Raw genomic sequence first — 17,728 nt, 5'->3', positions numbered from 1 at the left:
CGAACGACGACCGCAATTCCGCCTTTTGCGATCTGCATCTTGCTGAGCTAATTCTGGATCATAAGGTTTAACCCGGTCCAACTCATAGCTAATCGTAGCTTTGGCGACGCCTAAGGCGTCAGCCATTACTTGGTAAGATTTATTCCCCTCATTGACCAGTTGTGCTAGTGCGCCACGTTGAAAACGTGATAAAGTAGATGTACCCAAAGTAATCACTCCCTATATTGGTTGGAATTAGCTACTACCATTGTAAGTGATTGCTTTGGGCTTTTTAATTTCTGTTCGGATTAATTATAGAATTTGCCGTTTCTATAATGATGAGACCATTACTGGACTTGAAAATGTCCATGTTGATCAGGCGACTGATTTGTCGGAAATGTTTGAACAACTTGGTAATTATCAAGGAAAAAACATTCAATTTAGTGGCTTGGAAAATTGGAATGTTTCAAACGTTACTACCTTCTACTATATGTTCTTTTATGCTCGGATCACTAATCCTGATGTCAGAGACTGGCAAGTCAGCCAAGTTACGAACATGGACCATATGTTTGCTGGTACTACTGGAATATCAAACTTGGATCTCAGTGGTTGGCATGTAGTTGGTAATGTATTAACTGATATGATGGCTTTTGCCAGTGCATCTAATATAACTAGTTTGGATTTACGAGATTGGCAAGTGGCCCCAAACGTTGATGCTACTGGTATATTTAGTGCAGAATATTTAGCCGAAATTGGATTGAATGCTAGTTTTGCCAGTGATGGTCCACTTGGTTTACGTAAGTCGATACAATATCCATATGATGATCAGTGGATAGATGAAACAACGAAGAAGGGGTATACGGCTGAGGAGTTGGAAGACCTCTATTCTGCGGGTAACGGAACAACTAGTTTATATAAACTTAATACAGTTACAGTTAAGAGCTTAACAACTAAGACTGTAACGACGTATCCAAATGTAGCTGTTAATCCAATGGATACCGTTGCGATGTTTAAGGATACTGATGGTAGGGATCAAAGTAAGTATAATGTTAATGCGCAGTCTTCTGATTTTGAATTCGCAAGTTCCGTTGATTTGAGTCGAGTGGGAGATTACCAAGTTGAAGTTATTTATACAAACGATCAGGGGCAACCGATTACGGGGCAGGCAACTGTGCACGTTATTCCCAGCAAAATTACTTATACTGTACAAAATGAGACTGCGATTATTGACGCTAATCCGGCTGATGCTGATATTGTTGATGAGGATACCCAGCTTAGCAAACCATTGACATTATTGATGCCAAAGCTAGAGCAGTTAGTAGTTGCAGATGATGATGGTCAGACAATCACTGTGATGAGTGGACTATCACCTAATAATGATACAATTCAGGCTTTAATAGCAATTGAGTCGTTACAACCAGATACCTATTGATTAATATTTACTTATACAGAGCCAACCGATAATGTTACCGTCCCATCACCAGTTGCCACGTTTACGTTAATTAATTCAAAAGAAAAGTTGACCTTAAATCCGAGGGCTATTATCCGTCCCAACGGCTCAATTACTGCGGCCGACTTATTTCAGACGGCGTTGGATGGCTATGGTGATTCTTTAATCGATGCCAATGGCCAACTCAGTCAGGCAGTGACACTAAGCTTAGGCGGATTAGATTTATCAAACCCGACTCCAGGGACTTACCAAATCTCCGCAACTTACACGGATGATGCCAATAACGTTGTGACAACGACCGGTTCCGTTTCAGTGGCTAAGACTAAGGAAGGCATTACATTAACTAATGATGATCAACCCGTAGACTTAATTGCTGGTCCTAAACCTTATTTTGTTTCCAAGAGTTTAGTGGAGAACGCCACGGATGGGTTTGGTGACCCAATTGATGCGTCGCAATTGCAGTATGATTATTATGATTTGAATAATCAGCCTACGACCTTGGATTTGACGCACGCTGGTCAATATCAGTTGAAAATCAGTTACACGGATATCGTTGGTAACGTGGTCACTAAAACGGTCATGGTCAATCTCAACCCAACGAAGTTAAAAGTTCAGTTAAAGACAGCTTCGGAAGCGATTGTGGTCGGCGATAACGGCTTTGACCCAACGTCCTTGGTTAAGACTGCCATTGACGAAGATGGTAACCCGCTGATGCTAACGGTAGTTAACGCTTTTGCTCGGATGGCTCGTCTAGGTGGCAATCAGTTATTGATTACTAACCATGTCGATGTCACTAAGTCGGGGACCTACACCGTTGATTTCAGCACTACTGATATTGCCGGCAACACGGATAATCAGAGTGTTGCCGTTACGGTGTACGTACCGGCTAAATTTGACATTCAGCCGGCCCACACGATGATCCTCGGTGAGGTGTTTGATCCTGAGAGTCTCTTTATGTCCGGCACGGGGGTTGATGGGTCGACCTTAACCGCGGCTGATTTAACTTATGATTTGAGCGGGGTTGATTTCACCAAAGCGGGTGTCTATCAATTACCCGTTAGTTATAAGGATCAATATGGCAAACTAACGACGGCTAACTCGGAATTAACGATTAAGGCCCAACCGGTCGTTGGTCAAGCTAAGATTACGCTGAACTCAGTAGCGCCAATTGTTGCGGCGGCTAACCAAACTTTTGATCCGACGCAGGTTATCAAAGCGATTACTACGGCGACGGGGGAAAACGTGGCGGTTACTGACTCAGCCGTTACGATTACCAGTAATGTTGATCCAACCATACCGGGAACTTACCAGGTCCAAGTTAGTTATGACGGTGTCAGTGCGACTGCAACTATTACGGTTGTAGCAGCGCCCGATACTGGTGACAGTGGCAATGGCGGTACGACAACACCGACTACTCCAGATACTGGTAATAATGGCAGTACAACGACGCCAACTACCCCAGATACTGGTAATAATGGCAGTACAACGACGCCAACTACCCCAGATAATGGTGGTAATGGCGGTACGACAACACCAACTACTCCGGATAATGGCGGTGACGGTAATACAACGACACCGGCAAAACCAGATAATGGCGGTAACGGCAGCACAACGAAACCAACCACTCCAGATAACGGTGGTAATGGTAGTATAACGACGCCAACTACCCCAGATACGGGGAATGGTAACGTTGTATCAGCTCCAGGCAATAACGGTGGGACTAATACACCAGCTACTAAACCGGGGACTGCAGCCAAAGCACCAGTACAATCACCAACTAGCCAGCCACAGCCGGTTGTGGCTAAGAAACAGTCGACAGACGGGCAATTAGAAAGTATTCAGCCGGCTGAAGCGGCATTGGTGGCACCGACGACGCACGTTAAAGCCATGACCCAACCGGTTAAGCCAGCTAGCGGCAAGTTAGTTAAACTTGAAGAGCCAACTGATGCAGCGCAAAAAGCCAGTGGTGAATTGCCACAAACTGACGACCAAGAATCCCTTTTACGGGTTGTTGGGGCAGTGTTAGTGGGTCTATTGAGCTTACTCGGTTTAGCTAGTCGGCGAAAATTTTAAGCTGAAATTGAATTAGAATAGGTAGCGTCAAAAAAGGTCTTGGAATTTTTTCCAAGACCTTTTTGTAACGAAATAATCGCTATAATCCGTTAGTTGAATTGTTGTTGCCCACGGTTAATGCGCCGTTCGTAGTAGCTCAGTAAACGGGTCAGGAGCCAGCAAATGACGAAGTAGATGACCATTGCAATCCCAATTGGCGCCACGCCACGGTACGTGTCGGCCTGAACGATGCCAAGTTGGTAGATCAACTCGGTGACCCCAATAATGGAGACCATCGACGTATCTTTAATTAAGTTAATGAACTGATTACCCAACGAAGGCCAAATGATTCTCAAAGTCTGTGGTAAAACGACGTAGCGCATCGTTGCTGACTTTGACAGCCCTAAACTGGCAGCAGCTTCCGTTTGACCCGAGTCAACGGACTGAATCCCGCCCCGAATAATTTCACTGAGGTAGGCGCCACTGTTTAACACGATGGCAATCATCCCAGCATTGAGCGCGGACACGTCGACGATGATCCCAATCCCGAAGTAAACAAACATGATTTGAACCATCAGAGGGGTTCCCCGAACAAATTCGACGTAAGCCGTTGCTAACCAACGAAGGGGAGCAATCGTGCTGAAACGTAAGAGTGCAAGTAATAATCCTAATAGGCTACCACCAATAATTCCGACAACCGCAATTAACAAGGTGTATTGAAGCCCCTTGAGAAAGTAGCCGCGGTAGTGCCACATGGACGTGTCGGCGGTGTTCACCTTTAAATATTTACCGGCCGTCTTTAGGTACCGTTGTTCGATCCAGTGGTGTTTTTTAATTTTAGTGAGTGAGCGGTTGATGGCATTTTTAAGGCTCGGTGAGCCCTTTTTAAGCGCAATTGCGTTGCCGGCCTGAGCACTACTCGTCTTGAAGTGACCGTTAATGGCCATTAAGCTCGGATCGTTTTTCGCATAGGCGGTTGCCGAGGCGGTTCCTTTAACGACGGCGGCGACTTTGTGGGTCTTTAAAGCTAAAATCAAGTTAGCCGCGCTACTCATCCCGGTTAATTGGGCGTTGGGCATCTGCTGTTTGATCAAATTATATTGAAGCGTCCCGGTTTCAGCGGCGACTTTTTGGCCCGCTAAGTTAGCTTTGGTTTTATACTTAGCGCCATCCGTCTTATTGATTAAAATGGATTCGCCTTCCGTGTAATAAATGTCGGTGAAGTCGACGTTTTTACGACGGGCGGGAGTCGGACTCATCCCGGACAAGATCATATCCACCTTTCCAGTGGTTAAAGCGGGGAGGAGGGAATCAAACGAGAGTTTCTTAATGACCAGTTTAACCCCAAGGTCCTTGGCGATTTGTTTCCCGATTTCAACGTCCATCCCGACAATTTTAGATTGGCCGTGTTGGTTAATTTGAAATTCGTAGGGCGGGTAGTTGGGGGATGTTCCCATGACGAGTGTCCCCTTAGCTTTTACCCGGGCTAGGGAAGTGTCGCTAGCCGCACTTGCAGGACGTGCAAGTCCTAGTATTCCAAATATAAATATCCCAACCAACAGTAACCATTTTCCAAATTGACGTTTCATAGCCGCGCCTCCATTACAAATTAAACCTAGTATAGGCGTTGATGAGTATTAATACAATAAAATTCATTAAAAATAAATTTTTATGCATACACTGAATATTATCTTTGTGATAGTCACGCCCGGTTCACGGTGAATTGGTTCAGTTATGAGAAATATAAATGTATAAAAATAATTATCATCGATGATAAAAAGACCGTCATAAAGTTCAGATTTCATTAAGGCAACGAAGAAAGCTTAAAGTTCGCCCCGAAAGTTACTTGTCTACTGAAATTTACGATAAGCTAACGTTACATTGAAATGTACAGAAAGGGGCGTGATGCTAATGCGTTGGTTACCGTTACTACTAATTTTAAGTTTGTCTGGGCTGGTCGGTGTCAGTTTAAGCCATCATTCAAATAGTGGTCACCGTAAGTTGGGATGGCGCCTGCTAATTTTGGCCTATTTGACCACGTTAGGTGTGATTCTATTCACGCCAATTTCTTTTGACGGTTCAGCGGTTTACATCATGCCGGCGGGAACCGGACGGGTTAACTTAACCCGCTTAGCGTTTGCTAACCTCGGTTTTGCTGAAAACGTCCTCCTGACATTGCCACTGGGCCTGTTGATCAAACGGGCACTTCCACGGATACCGCTCGTCGTCATTGCGATTCTAGGGTTGATGATTGGTGGGAGTATCGAAGTTGCACAACACTACCTGTCCATCTACTGGTTGATTAATCGGAGCAGTGATATTAACGACGTTGTGGCTAACGGCATCGGTGTGACTATTGGTGGTGGCCTTATGGCGATTGGTCAACGCGTCTTTGTCCGGCCACGGTCACGGCGACAAGTCGTTAAAAAGGCCAGCTAAATTAAAATTATCATCAAAAAATGCGTCCTCAGAAAATTCTGAAGGCGCATTTTTTGATTTGTTTAGTATTACGCACGTAGTATTTTGGCCATATCCTTGCCACGGGCTAATTCGTCGACGAGTTTATCTAAGTAACGAATCCGTTGCATGAGTGGATCGGTAATCGACTCGACCCGGACACCACAAATCACGCCAGTAATCTTGTCGGCATTCTGGTTGAGCTGGGGCATTGCGGTAAAAAAGGTTGTTAAGGAGACTTGGTTATCAAGTTGTTGTTGTAACGCCGTTGAAGAATAGCCGGTTAACCAAGTGATAGTGGTCCGTAAGTCCTGTTCGGATTGGCCTTTTCGAGCTAACTTTTGAACGTAGGCGTCGTAAATTCTGCTAAAGGACATTTGTAAAAGTTTAGGGTTCGCCATAAGTTTTCCTCTGTTTTTGGTTAACTATAGCATGAATCCGGCTAGTCGCCGAATATTAATTGCGATGACCAAAGACCACTAAAAAGTGTCGTTAGAAAAGTTACTCGGATATATAGGTGGAAACAGTACCATTTTATAGCGGTTACGAGTAAACTATATACAATACATAAATTAAGCTCGTTAACCAGTCGGGCGAATGAATGGTTAATGGGCAAAAGTGGGGGACGTTTGAATGACTCAAACGATGACTAAATTAACGATAGTTGCACCAATCGCAGGACTGGTGCAGCCGACCACTAGTGGCGTAGCTGGTTTTACAATTTCACCAGCCGAGGGAAACGCGGTTGCACCCGTGACTGGAACGGTAACGGAAGTTGATGCTGAGGCGTTACGGATCGTGATTATGACCCGTGAAGGTGTACAAGTGACGGTTGCGTTAAGCCAGTCCCAGTTGCAACTCGGGTGCCAACCTTGTGAAGCCCTAGTTCGGGTGGGCAACTACGTGAAAGCAGGGCAGGTCTTAGTAGCGATTGATCTAATGACACTTCAGCAATTGAAAAAACCAATTCAGGTGTTAACAACCATTGCGTCCATGCCGGATAATCTAGAAATGATAAAAACCAATCAGGATGTTAAAGTGGATACACCGATTGCAAGACTTTACTAAAATGAACGCCAAAAAGAAGGTTATCCTTAAAAGCAGCGTAAAAACTACTTTTAAGGATAACCTTCTTTTTAATATTGACTCGTTAGACTGAAACCCTGAATTGGGGAATCCATTCAGCCTTCTTAGTTAACAACGATCGGCCTTTAACTTGAATAAGTGCGGTTTACCATAATAATAGCCTTGTCGTAATGGGATTTCTAAATCATTTGCGAGGGCGTCTTCGGGGTCGTTTTCGACACCCTCCAAAATTAAGCGGGCGTCGTATTGACGGGCGATGTCACGCCAGAACTTCAACTGTTTTGGAATCTCATCTTCACGGCCCTCTTTACGGAAGTTTTGCATGGCAAACTTGATTTCCTCAGCGTAATCGAGAAGCGGTTTGATGTGGTCGTAAACGTTGATCCCCGTACCAACGTCATCGAGACTGAATTCTAGTCCGTGAGCCTTAATTGCTTTGATTTGAGCAAGCATGTCGGCATTTGAATAGGTGTGTTCGCCAGGTTCCTCGGTGACCTCCACAACGATCTTAGTTGGAAAGAGTTTTTTCTGAGCATCAATAACGGCTTCAGCAATACCCGGGTCAAGGAATTGCTTGCGGTTAAAGTTGATGGAAACTGACGCAATCTTTAATGACAATTCTCTAGCGGTCGCTTTGAGGAGACTAATTTGAACGTCAATCGGAATACTAGCAAAGTTTTCCGGTAAGGTCCAACGGTCCTCAGGATGCGCACGATAGCGAATCAACATTTCATAGCCAATTAAAGAATTATTAAATTTATCTAATTGTGGCTGAATAAAATAGCGATACATACACATACTCCCTTAATCATATTCGCGGAACAAATAATATCCTAAGTTCTTATTTTATACCTAAATATTGGTATATGGAAACGTTATAATTCATATTTGATGAGAAAACCGGACTTTTATCACTAAAACAATTTGATTAATCGGCTTAACCAGATGCCATCAGTTTAAGTGAAAAGACTGTTAGGGTGCGGAAAATAAGCTTCACTGGTGAATAGTGACCGATAGTCGTGATTCATGCTATAAATTATTTTGAAAAATGGTTATAATGAAAATTGAGGTTGATTTATATTTACCTAAATAGGTTGGATCAATATTAGGAGGTCTGATAATGAAAATTATCATTGTTTTTTGTACGCATGCTGGGACTGCGGCAGCCTCACAAATATTAAAGAATCATCCGGAGGCCGAGGTCACCGTTTATGAACGAAATGATAATATCTCGTTTTTATCATGTGGTATTTATTTATATTTAGGTGGTAAAGTCCAACAATTAGAAGACATGTTCTATTCATCACCCGAAGAATTGACCGCTGCTGGGGCCACGGTCCGAACACAACATAACGTATTGAAAATTGATGCTGCGACTAAGACTTTGCAAGTAGCGAACATGAAGACTGGCGAAGTGTTTGATGATCATTATGACAAATTGATCATGACGACCGGTTCGAGTGTTGCGGTACCACCAATCTTTGGGATTGATGAGTCAAAGGTCTTATTATGCAAGACTTACGATCAAGCCAAAGAAATTTACAAGACGGCCAAGGATAATCAGCGGATTGCGATTATTTGTGCTGGTTATATTGGGACTGAGTTATCAGAAAGTTATGCGAATACGAACCATGACGTTACGCTGTTTCAATCCCATGATCAAATCCTAAACCATTATATTAGTAAAGACATGTCAGATCGAGCGGTTAAAGTTTTACAAGACCACGGTGTTGACGTGAAGCTCAATCACCGAGTGACGGCCTTTACGAGTAACGACGACGGCGAATTAGTAATTGAAACCAATCAGGGTGACTTTGTTGCGGATTTGGCCATTGTTGGGACTGGCTTTGTGCCAACGACCGAGTTACTCCGTGGGCAAGTCAAGATGGATAAACATGGTGCCATTATCATTAATGACTATGTTCAGACGTCTGACCCCGATATTTATGCAGCTGGTGACTCTTGCGTGGTTAACTTTAACCCGACCGGCGCGTCAGCTTACACACCACTAGCAACCAATGCGGTTCGTCAAGGGGCGTTAGCTGGGACGAACGTTTTCGGTAATACGCACCGATACATGGGGACGCAGGCAACTTCAGCCATGCAGTTGTTCAATTACACGCTCGGTACGACGGGCTTAACGTATGAAATTGCTAAGCAGTCACACATTCCGGTTAAACGGGTGGTTTACGAAGGCACGTGGCGACCAAAGTACATGCCAAGCACGGATCCGTTAGTCATTGAGTTAACGTATAATCCAGAAAATCGCAAAATTTTGGGTGCACAATTCTGGAGTCCACACGAGGTGGCGCAATCAGCCAACACGATTTCAGTGGCCATTCAAAACGGTAACACGATCGATGACTTAGCATACGTCGATATGCTATTTTCACCAAACTTTGACGATCCGTTTAACTACTTAAATGTTGTGGCCCAAATGGCCGTTGCTCAAGAAGCAGAGGCCGGTCATGATCAACCACGAATCACTGCAATTGGTGGTTGGGCGCAAGCTAATCATGAGGGCCAGGATTAAGTTAACTTATTAAAATTAAGATAACTGTGGCTCAAGCGATGTATGGGGGAGCTGGATAAATTAAATTTACGATGGAAATGAGGTTTTCTATAGATGTATCGCTTTTTTGTTCAACCACAAGTTGATCAGCAACAGAAACAAGTTTTTGGTTATGAATTATTATTACGTAAAGAGTCTCAGGGGCGTTGGATCGTACCCGAAAAATTTACAGAACTACCCCTTGATAAGCAGGGCCAGTTGTTAGAAACTTTGGCGCACCAATTATCCACTAAGGCGACTAACCAAGTATTGGCACTGAACTTAAATCGGGAACAGGCGGAAGATCGTTTGATGCTTGGAACGATTATATATTTGAAGAAACGGCTAAACCCGGCTGCTTTAACGATCGAGTTGACGGAAAACCCGACGTTGGATGAAATTCAGAAATATAGTCTGTTTTTCCACCAATACGGTATTAAGTTAAGCATTGACGATGTTGGTACGGGATCCAATACATTTGATAACATTCATCACCTACTACCGTTTGTAGATCAGATTAAATTTGCCATGCAGAATTTGAGAATGCATGGACAGGCTGGCTTGATTCCACAAGCTGTTTCCTTTTGGCATAAAATTGCAGATCGCTACCAGTTAGAATTTATTTTGGAAGGGATCGAAGATGGCAACGACTTGTTAATGGCCAAAAAATCCGGAATTAATCTACATCAGGGTTACTACTACGGTAAACCACAGTTAATTACGGCGACCACCGATTCTAAAGATGGTCATTAATCGAAGGGACGATAAATATGACATGGTTATACTGGCGGGTACCGCCATTTGTAACCAGTATTTTCTTCGTACTAGGCGTTTTAACATTGTATTGGGTGCTTTTAAATTGGATGATTTCATGGGTTCACCGGCATCATATTGATATTGCTGATGACATGCTGAACGCGTGGTTTGGTGTTATTTACATGTTACTGTTTGTGTTTAGCATGCAGACACTGATCGTTGGCACGTCCATTAGTTGGCAATTCATGAATTTCCAAATCATCGCGTTGATATTCTGCGGGTACTTTTTGAATATTCATTTGCGTTACTATGCACTGCTTCCCGTTGTACTAGTCTTTATGGTGTTTAATCACTCCATATTCTACTGGCAGTCTTGGGGGCATGCAGCCACGCTACTTCTATTTTTCTGGTCGTTGAATTATACGCGCATTCATTTTCAAAAGCATCGCTACGCTTGGGGCTACTACATGATGGTTTCAACATTTTTTGGTGGCGTGCTGTGGGTCTGGATGAAACTCAAGTTTAATCTGGATTGGACGACCTTTTTCCAAGAATGGATCTACCTGATTATTTTTGAAGTCTTACTATATGGGTACGTCACAATGCTCACTAATGATAGCGAACTCAAATTGCGTTTAGCGAAGTTTGCGAATCACGATGCGCTAACGCAAACTGAAAACTACGGTGCGTATACTAGTGAAATTGAAGGGCTTTTTAGTGATAGTACTAAAAATCATTTGAACCTATCCATGATGATGTTTGATATCGATCATTTTAAACACGTGAACGACACTTATGGCCACTTAGCTGGTGACCGGGTATTGCAGCACGTTGTGACGGTCGCTCAGACGGTGATTGATGCAAATGATCCGAACGTTAAATTGTATCGAACCGGGGGCGAGGAGTTCAACATCGTCTTTCCAGGATATGATTTAGCTAGCACGACCACGATCGTTAATCAAATCTTTACGGCGATTAATAACTTAGACGTCAAATTTGATGATCAACAGATTCCAATTTCAATTTCAGTTGGGGTGTCATCGTTAGCGTGTGATGACCAGACTGATAATGATTTCTATAATCGAGTCGATCAAAATTTGTATCACTCCAAACGTAATGGGCGGATGCAAATTACGACGGCTTAATGATGGTGTTAGGACCTATCTAAATACCCATCCTTAACTGGTTAAGTGACCAGTTGGGGATGGGTATTTTTATGACCAATTAAGAGGCTCAAAGGTGATTATGACGTTTAAATGAGTAAACTTAAATTTAAGCAACATTTTTACTTGCGATTTCTCATTTAAAGCGACATAATTAGCACTGTTAGTGTAGTTGTCCTTTAGAAAACAATGAATTTACGCTTAAAACATTTACTAATGAAGTTAATTAATATTAATTAATATGTATTTGTTAGCAATTTACATACAAGGGAGAAATTGATTATGAGAATTAGTGCAGAAGTGGAACGACAATTTTTAGAATCAGTGTTTAAGGCACAGAAGTTTAGTGCAAAAGATGGCGCGTTGTTGGCTGATACGTTGGTTGATGCTGACTTACGGGGAATTTCTTCTCACGGAATTCAGCGACTAGCTTGGTATTCAAGAATGATTAAGGATCATACTTTGGAACCAGAACGCCAGCCTAAAATTTTGAAGGAAACACCGACGAGTTTACTCGTTGATGCGAATAAGAGTATGGGGCAGATTGCGTCCGCCTTCACGATGGAAAAGTTGATTGCTAAGACCAAGCAAATGGGAGTCTCATTAGCCGTCATTCGCAACTCTAATCACTTTGGGACGGCCGGTTACTACTCACGGATGGCTTGCAAAGAAGGGCTGATTGGGATTTCAACGACAAATACCCGGCCGTTAGTCGTCCCAACGAACTCACTCGAAGCTTTCTTAGGGTCGAACGCACTGGCATTTACATTCCCAGCAGACCCGCACCCATTTGTGTTTGATGGTGCCACCGCCGTTGTTTCAAGTGGTAAGATTCAGGTCTTAGCTAAAAAGGGTGAACAAATTCCTGGTGACTGGGCCGTAGATGAAAATCGGAACGTGTTACACGATGCTAAGACGGTCGAAGATAACTTGGCTAAGATCGCCTTTTCAGAAGACCGTCCCGGTGGCGGGGTCCTCACGTTAGGTGGACAAGACGAAGTCAACTCTAACTACAAGGGTTTTGGTAACTCACTCATTATTGAATTATTGACTGGAATTTTGGCACAAGGTTCCTTATCAGCGGATACTAATAAGGGGAAACACGACTTCAGTCAGTTCTTCATGACGATTGATCCAGCGTTGTTTGGAGATTTAGACGTTCTTAAAGCCAACGCCACGAAGATGTTTGATCGGATTCGGCACTTGAAGCATTTACCAGGGACGAAGATTATGATTCCTGGTGACCGCGAATACCGCCACTATGATGAAAACCTTGAACAGGGTGTTTCTATTGATGAGACGACCTTAGCTGAAATGCAGGCTGTGGGTGACGAGTTTGGCGTCACCGTCCCAACGGAAGAGACCGTTGAAGACTAAGCCTCAGTTTAAAATTGAATGAATTAAAATAAACCGGATGATGCTTGAGAAAAGGCTCATCCGGTTTTTTGTGAGCAGTAAAGGAAAGAAAATTATGTAAGCGTTTAAATTAATATGCTCACTTCCACACAAACGGGTGTATAATCAATAGAAATGAGCCAAAACGGAGGAATTCATCATGACTGATACAACGGTATGTCAGCAGTTTGATCGGGTCGTACGGCAAATGCCAGCTAAGGAACGGGTTGCATTTTATCATTTCTGGCAGGCTTTCTTGGATTCGCACTTGGAACAATTGATCAACAAGTATGATTGCACGGACGTTTATGAATTGGCAACGCACCATCCCACAGTTTACCGCGAGTGGATTGCTCAGTTTAAGGGTGTTTTATACGCGCACGGGGTCAACGAGCACTACGTGAACCATATGGCATATGATGATGCGGGCAACTTAAAGATTGAAAAGTCCCGTGGCACGTTGACAATTCCAGTTGGTGTTTAAGCCAAGTGTTAAGGTAGTTTAACTTTATCTATTCTGGTAGACACTGATTACCTAACAAAAATGAAAGTATAAAAAAAGATCGCGATTTTAAAATCGCGGTCTTTTAAATTGCATTATTTAAGTGAGCTTGATGAAGATGAGGTTGAAAGGTATGAAGATAAGATATCCTTCAAATCTTTATCCTTGATTGAAACATTCCCACTCTTAAGAACTTTAGAAACAACGTTGTGCAAGACGGTTGAGTCGCTCATGTCGTTGTTCCAAATTTGGTCCTTCAAATCCTTCGTGTGATCAGACATCTTACCCTTACCAGGGTTCTTGATCATCCGAATGATTTCGTAACCGTTCGTGGTCTTAACTGCAGAAGTCGTGTATTCACCGTTCTTCAGCTTGAAGGCGGCGGTCAAGAATTTAGATGATTGGGTCGTGTCGGTGTTGTCAAAGGCAGCCATCTTCCCACCATCGTTCTTAGTCGTCGTATCCGTTGAATACTTCTTAGCTAACTTGGTGAAGCTAGCTTGGCTGGAATCTTTCTTCAATTCCTTCAAAACAGTGTCAGCAGTTGCGCTCTTAGCAACGAGAATATGTTGAACCGTTACCTTAGGTGAGTAAGACTTCCATTGCTTCTTCAAAGCAGCGTTAGAAATCTTAACCTTGTCTTTAACGGCTTCCTTCAATAACAAGTTAGAACGAAGTTGTTCCTTGAAGGTCTTAGTTGTCAAACCGTTTTGTGATAAGACGGTTGCAAATGAAGAACTACCGTATTGAGACTTGTAAGTGTTGTATTGCTTGTCAACAGACTTACTTGAAACCTTTGAGCCGTATTCCTTTTCAAGAACCTTGTTCAGGATCATTTGTTGCAAGACTTGCTTACCTGAAGAAGTTCCCTTCATACTACTGTAATATTGGCTTTCAGTGATTTTACCACCGGAAGTTGATGCAACTGTCTTGCTACCACAGCCAGCCAACGTAAACGTCAGTAACACTCCGGCAAAGGCAATAAGCCATTTTTTCATACCAAAAACACATCCTATTCTTGAAATCTTCTGCTCTAGCAGACTTACCAGACTACTATACCATATCTGACACGGCTTCTGCAGTTCGTTGCAAATCTTTACAAAATTTTCAGAGAATTCACAACCTCTTCACAAGTGTAACGCTTTGATTATTTTTTGAAAACGATTCGCAAATGCAAGTTCACCAAATTAAACAGTGCCCGTCAAGCTTACGGAATGGCACTAAGTTTGCTAATTCGACAAACAATCAGGCTAGCAAAAAAGCCAACTAACGGCTGAAAAGCGGTTAGTTGGCTAAAAATTTACTTCTGGTCACCGCTCAAATGGTCGAGGGTGGCTTGTAAGTGATCCGCGTGTTTTTTGAGCAACGCCACGTGGGGTTCTATTTTAAATTGGAACTTATCAATATCAGTTTGAATATCATCGAAAACTTCGGCTGCGTGTTGCAATTCGACGTTTAAGTTGCTAGTTGCGTCACCAAAGTCTTCTCTGGCAGTTTGTAAGTCATCAGCCGCATCCATCACGTCTTGAACGTAACTTTTAACGTCGTGATAAACATCCTTAGGCGTCTTACGATTGATCAACATGTACGCAGCGGCACTGAGGCCAATCCCAATCAGACCGTTACGAATAAATTTTGCCATATTCAATCGGCCTCCTAGTTTTGCAATTCTGCCTTAATGGCATTTTGTAAACGGGTGTAGTCAGTTTCGTCATACTTCTTAGCGTTATCTTTAAAGATCATCCGGAAGTCATCCTTGTCACTGTAACGCGGAATCAGATGGAAGTGGGAGTGAAAGACGGATTGGTACGCAACCGCACCGTTGTTATTGACAATGTTCATCCCAATGATTCGGTCATCGGATGCTTTGATGGCCCGGGCAATTTCAGGAATCCGAGCAAAGACTAAGCTAGCTAGGTCGCGGTCGTAACCAAAAATATCAGCAACGTGCGTCTTAGGGACGACTAAGGTGTGACCTGGCGTGCCTTGTGAAATATCAAGGAAGGCCTTGACCATGTCATCCTCGTAAATCGTGTAGCTAGGGATGTCACCCTTAATTATTTTACAAAAGATACAATCGTCATCGAGTTGCGGTTCAAAAGCGTTCATTCAATAACACCTTCTAATTTAAGATTTGGTTTAATTAATCTGTTGTTTCCATTATACACTAATCTAAACACCCCAATCAAAGGGGAGTTGGTACCGGTTGCACTTGCCTAAGGTGACGAGGTAAAAGATTGCGCGGGCCTATGCTATAATGGATGCACTTATCCCATACAGAAAGAGGTTCACACCATGGCATTAACGGTGAGTCACTTAGTCGGTGGCTATTCACAAATTCCAGTTTTAAAAGATATTAGTTTTGAAGTCCGTCCCGGCGAATTAGTCGGTCTGATTGGGCTTAACGGTGCTGGTAAATCAACGACCATCAATCATATTATTGGGTTGTTAACACCGATGAAGGGAAAGATTGCGCTAAATGACGTGACGTTAGCGACTGATCCCCAGGCATACAAGGCACAAATTGCCTATATTCCAGAAACACCAATCTTATATGAAGAGTTAACGTTAAAAGAACATTTGGAAATGACCATGTTAGCGTATGGTTTGGACCAAAAAGCCGCGTGGGAACGCGCCAACGACTTATTAAAGATCTTTCGGTTAGATAATAAGTTGGATTGGTTTCCAGCCAACTTTTCTAAAGGAATGAAACAAAAAGTGATGATTGTGTGTGCGTTCATCACAAATGCAAAATTGTTTATTATTGATGAACCGTTCTTAGGACTTGACCCATTGGCTGTTCATGATTTACTTCATCTCATTAAGAAGGCGAAGGAAAATGGGGCGGGCGTCTTGATGTCAACCCACGTTTTGGATACCGCTGAAAAAGCATGTGACCGCTTTGTGTTACTGCATTCCGGTGAAGTTCAGACGCAGGGGACCTTTGCGGAAATTAAAGCCAACTATCCGGATGCCGGGGACTCCTTGAATGACATTTACCTCAGTTTGACAGGGGTGACCCGTGATGAATGAGTTATACCAACACCGTTTGCAACGCCATTTACGGCAAATGTTGCGCTATTTACGGTTAGTTTTTAACGACCACTTTGTCATTGCGTTAATGTTCTTTGTCGGTGGTTTAGGCTTGACGTATTCCAATTGGCTAAAAACGGTTGGTCCTAAGGATACGTGGATTATTGTCGTCGTTGGGCTTATTTTGTGGGGTGGCTTAGGAATTGGTCGGGTGGCAACGTTACTGGAACCAGCCGACACGGTTTTCTTACTCCCGCGGGAGCACGATCTCCATGGATACTTAGTCCGTGCTTGGCGTTACAGCTGGTGGCTTGCACAGATTGTTCAAGTCTTCCTGGTCATCGTAACAATTCCGTTACTAATATTAGTTGATAAAATTTCAGGAGTGGCGTTGTTGGCGTTACTCGTGACCCAATTGGCTTTGAAAGATGGTCAGATGACGTTAGCCATAACGTATTTGTACCGGTTAGATCCGGCGGTGAAACGGTGGTCCAAACCAGCTAATTGGCTGGTGTCCTTGGTAATTCTTGCCTTGGGACTAGTCGTATCGCCTTGGCTTAGCCTCGTGCTTGCATTAGGGCTAGCTGCTGCACAGCGGCTATGGCACCAGCGGTTATGGCCGAAAAGTGTCGTGGCTTGGCGGGATGATGTTAAGTTGGAAGCCAACCGGATGTTGGGGATTTATCGCTTCTTTAACTTGTTCACGGACGTACCAATGGTTCAAGGGACCGTTAAACGGCGTCGTTACCTCGACTGGCTATTACGCTGGTTACCAAAGGATCAAACCCATGCGTTTGGCTATTTATTTAGTCGCGGGATGATCCGAGGTACCGAATTTAGTGGCTTAGTCGCACGGTTAACAGTGATTGGCGCCATCTTGCTGTATTTCAGCGGCCACGGCTGGTTGGCTATGGCGTTAGATGTCGTTTTTATCTACTTAATTGGGTTTCAATTGTTGCCGTTTTATAAACGTTACGATAATATAGTTTTTACGCACATTTATCCGCTAGCCGTTAAACAACGGTTGGCTAACTTTCAACGATTACTAACGAACGTGCTCAGTGTCACGGGAATAATTTTTTTAATCGCTTTTTGGTTAAGCAACGCATCGTTAGCTCAAGTCGGGATTTTGTTGGTTATTAACGCAATTGAAATCTATCTCTTAGTTGCTTGGTACGCAAAGCTCAGACTAGCTTAGAATGCCGACGTAACAACGGTTAAAAAGGACTTGACGGGAGCCGTTTTGGTCTTTAGAATGTGATTGTTAAGTAAGTTGAATGACGGAAATAAATTTTTTTGAGAGG

At 43.2% G+C, this 17,728-nt stretch carries 18 protein-coding genes; 11 read left to right on the top strand and 7 right to left on the bottom strand.

Annotated elements, in window-relative coordinates; all coding sequences use genetic code 11:
* A partial coding sequence (locus tag IV64_RS04525) for a helix-turn-helix domain-containing protein (RefSeq protein WP_146127396.1) occupies positions 1 to 207 on the bottom strand: 207 nt, incomplete at its 3' end.
* A gap of 55 nt (positions 208 to 262) precedes the next feature.
* Between IV64_RS04525 and IV64_RS04520 the strand changes: the two genes are divergently transcribed.
* Positions 263 to 1,411, top strand: a complete 1,149-nt coding sequence (locus IV64_RS04520) for a BspA family leucine-rich repeat surface protein (RefSeq protein ID WP_162261254.1) — start codon at positions 263 to 265, stop codon at positions 1,409 to 1,411.
* A gap of 87 nt (positions 1,412 to 1,498) precedes the next feature.
* Complete coding sequence (locus IV64_RS04515; protein ID WP_057705955.1) at positions 1,499 to 3,502, top strand: bacterial Ig-like domain-containing protein; 2,004 nt, start codon at positions 1,499 to 1,501, stop codon at positions 3,500 to 3,502.
* Positions 3,503 to 3,591: 89 nt separating this feature from the next.
* Here IV64_RS04515 and IV64_RS04510 read toward each other — a convergent pair whose 3' ends face one another.
* Positions 3,592 to 5,070 (bottom strand): ABC transporter substrate-binding protein/permease, encoded by a 1,479-nt coding sequence (locus tag IV64_RS04510; RefSeq protein WP_057705954.1) that lies wholly within the window; start codon positions 5,068 to 5,070, stop codon positions 3,592 to 3,594.
* A gap of 322 nt (positions 5,071 to 5,392) precedes the next feature.
* On the opposite strand from IV64_RS04510, the gene IV64_RS04505 reads away from it, so the two are divergent.
* Positions 5,393 to 5,920, top strand: coding sequence for a VanZ family protein (locus tag IV64_RS04505; protein ID WP_057705953.1), 528 nt, complete (start codon positions 5,393 to 5,395; stop codon positions 5,918 to 5,920).
* 68 nt (positions 5,921 to 5,988) lie between these two features.
* On the opposite strand, the gene IV64_RS04500 is transcribed toward IV64_RS04505, so the two are convergent.
* Entirely contained in the window at positions 5,989 to 6,339 is a 351-nt protein-coding gene (locus tag IV64_RS04500) for a DUF2200 domain-containing protein (RefSeq protein ID WP_057705952.1), read from the bottom strand.
* Between the two features lie 232 nt (positions 6,340 to 6,571).
* Between IV64_RS04500 and IV64_RS04495 the strand changes: the two genes are divergently transcribed.
* The gene (locus IV64_RS04495; RefSeq protein WP_057705951.1) at positions 6,572 to 7,006 is read left to right on the top strand and encodes a PTS glucose transporter subunit IIA; all 435 of its coding nucleotides are present in this window, start codon (positions 6,572 to 6,574) and stop codon (positions 7,004 to 7,006) included.
* 126 nt (positions 7,007 to 7,132) lie between these two features.
* Here IV64_RS04495 and IV64_RS04490 read toward each other — a convergent pair whose 3' ends face one another.
* Positions 7,133 to 7,816, bottom strand: a complete 684-nt coding sequence (locus IV64_RS04490; RefSeq protein WP_057705950.1) for an EAL domain-containing protein — start codon at positions 7,814 to 7,816, stop codon at positions 7,133 to 7,135.
* Between the two features lie 328 nt (positions 7,817 to 8,144).
* Between IV64_RS04490 and IV64_RS04485 the strand changes: the two genes are divergently transcribed.
* The 5 genes from IV64_RS04485 to IV64_RS04465 all read left to right on the top strand — a co-directional run bounded on the left by IV64_RS04485 (position 8,145) and on the right by IV64_RS04465 (position 13,373).
* Positions 8,145 to 9,557, top strand: coding sequence for an FAD-dependent oxidoreductase (locus tag IV64_RS04485; protein WP_057705949.1), 1,413 nt, complete (start codon positions 8,145 to 8,147; stop codon positions 9,555 to 9,557).
* A gap of 93 nt (positions 9,558 to 9,650) precedes the next feature.
* Positions 9,651 to 10,328: an EAL domain-containing protein gene (locus tag IV64_RS04480; RefSeq protein WP_057705948.1), complete on the top strand. Its 678-nt coding sequence runs from the start codon at positions 9,651 to 9,653 to the stop codon at positions 10,326 to 10,328.
* 17 nt (positions 10,329 to 10,345) lie between these two features.
* A complete protein-coding gene (locus tag IV64_RS04475) occupies positions 10,346 to 11,476 on the top strand; it encodes a GGDEF domain-containing protein (RefSeq protein WP_057705947.1) in 1,131 nt (376 codons plus the stop codon).
* Between the two features lie 300 nt (positions 11,477 to 11,776).
* Positions 11,777 to 12,871, top strand: coding sequence for an Ldh family oxidoreductase (locus IV64_RS04470; RefSeq protein ID WP_057705946.1), 1,095 nt, complete (start codon positions 11,777 to 11,779; stop codon positions 12,869 to 12,871).
* A 178-nt stretch (positions 12,872 to 13,049) separates the two neighbouring features.
* On the top strand, positions 13,050 to 13,373 hold the full coding sequence (locus IV64_RS04465) for a hypothetical protein (RefSeq protein WP_057705945.1): 324 nt from the start codon (positions 13,050 to 13,052) through the stop codon (positions 13,371 to 13,373).
* Between the two features lie 113 nt (positions 13,374 to 13,486).
* Here the strand turns inward: IV64_RS04465 and IV64_RS04460 are convergent, their stop codons facing one another.
* The 3 genes from IV64_RS04460 to IV64_RS04450 form a co-directional block, all read right to left on the bottom strand.
* Complete coding sequence (locus IV64_RS04460) at positions 13,487 to 14,389, bottom strand: peptidylprolyl isomerase PrsA (protein WP_057705944.1); 903 nt, start codon at positions 14,387 to 14,389, stop codon at positions 13,487 to 13,489.
* 302 nt (positions 14,390 to 14,691) lie between these two features.
* The gene (locus IV64_RS04455) at positions 14,692 to 15,033 is read right to left on the bottom strand and encodes a hypothetical protein (RefSeq protein WP_057705943.1); all 342 of its coding nucleotides are present in this window, start codon (positions 15,031 to 15,033) and stop codon (positions 14,692 to 14,694) included.
* Between the two features lie 14 nt (positions 15,034 to 15,047).
* Positions 15,048 to 15,500 (bottom strand): HIT family protein, encoded by a 453-nt coding sequence (locus IV64_RS04450; RefSeq protein WP_057705942.1) that lies wholly within the window; start codon positions 15,498 to 15,500, stop codon positions 15,048 to 15,050.
* Between the two features lie 186 nt (positions 15,501 to 15,686).
* On the opposite strand from IV64_RS04450, the gene IV64_RS04445 reads away from it, so the two are divergent.
* Positions 15,687 to 16,424, top strand: a complete 738-nt coding sequence (locus IV64_RS04445) for an ABC transporter ATP-binding protein (protein ID WP_057705941.1) — start codon at positions 15,687 to 15,689, stop codon at positions 16,422 to 16,424.
* On the top strand, positions 16,417 to 17,622 hold the full coding sequence (locus tag IV64_RS04440) for an ABC transporter permease (protein ID WP_057705940.1): 1,206 nt from the start codon (positions 16,417 to 16,419) through the stop codon (positions 17,620 to 17,622). Before IV64_RS04445 ends, IV64_RS04440 begins: the two co-directional genes overlap by 8 nt.
* The last annotated feature ends 106 nt before the right edge of the window (positions 17,623 to 17,728 follow it).

This window comes from Lactiplantibacillus xiangfangensis (assembly GCF_001438845.1).
GTDB classification, from domain to species: domain Bacteria; phylum Bacillota; class Bacilli; order Lactobacillales; family Lactobacillaceae; genus Lactiplantibacillus; species Lactiplantibacillus xiangfangensis.
This window is presented reverse-complemented; position numbering and strand designations above follow the sequence as displayed.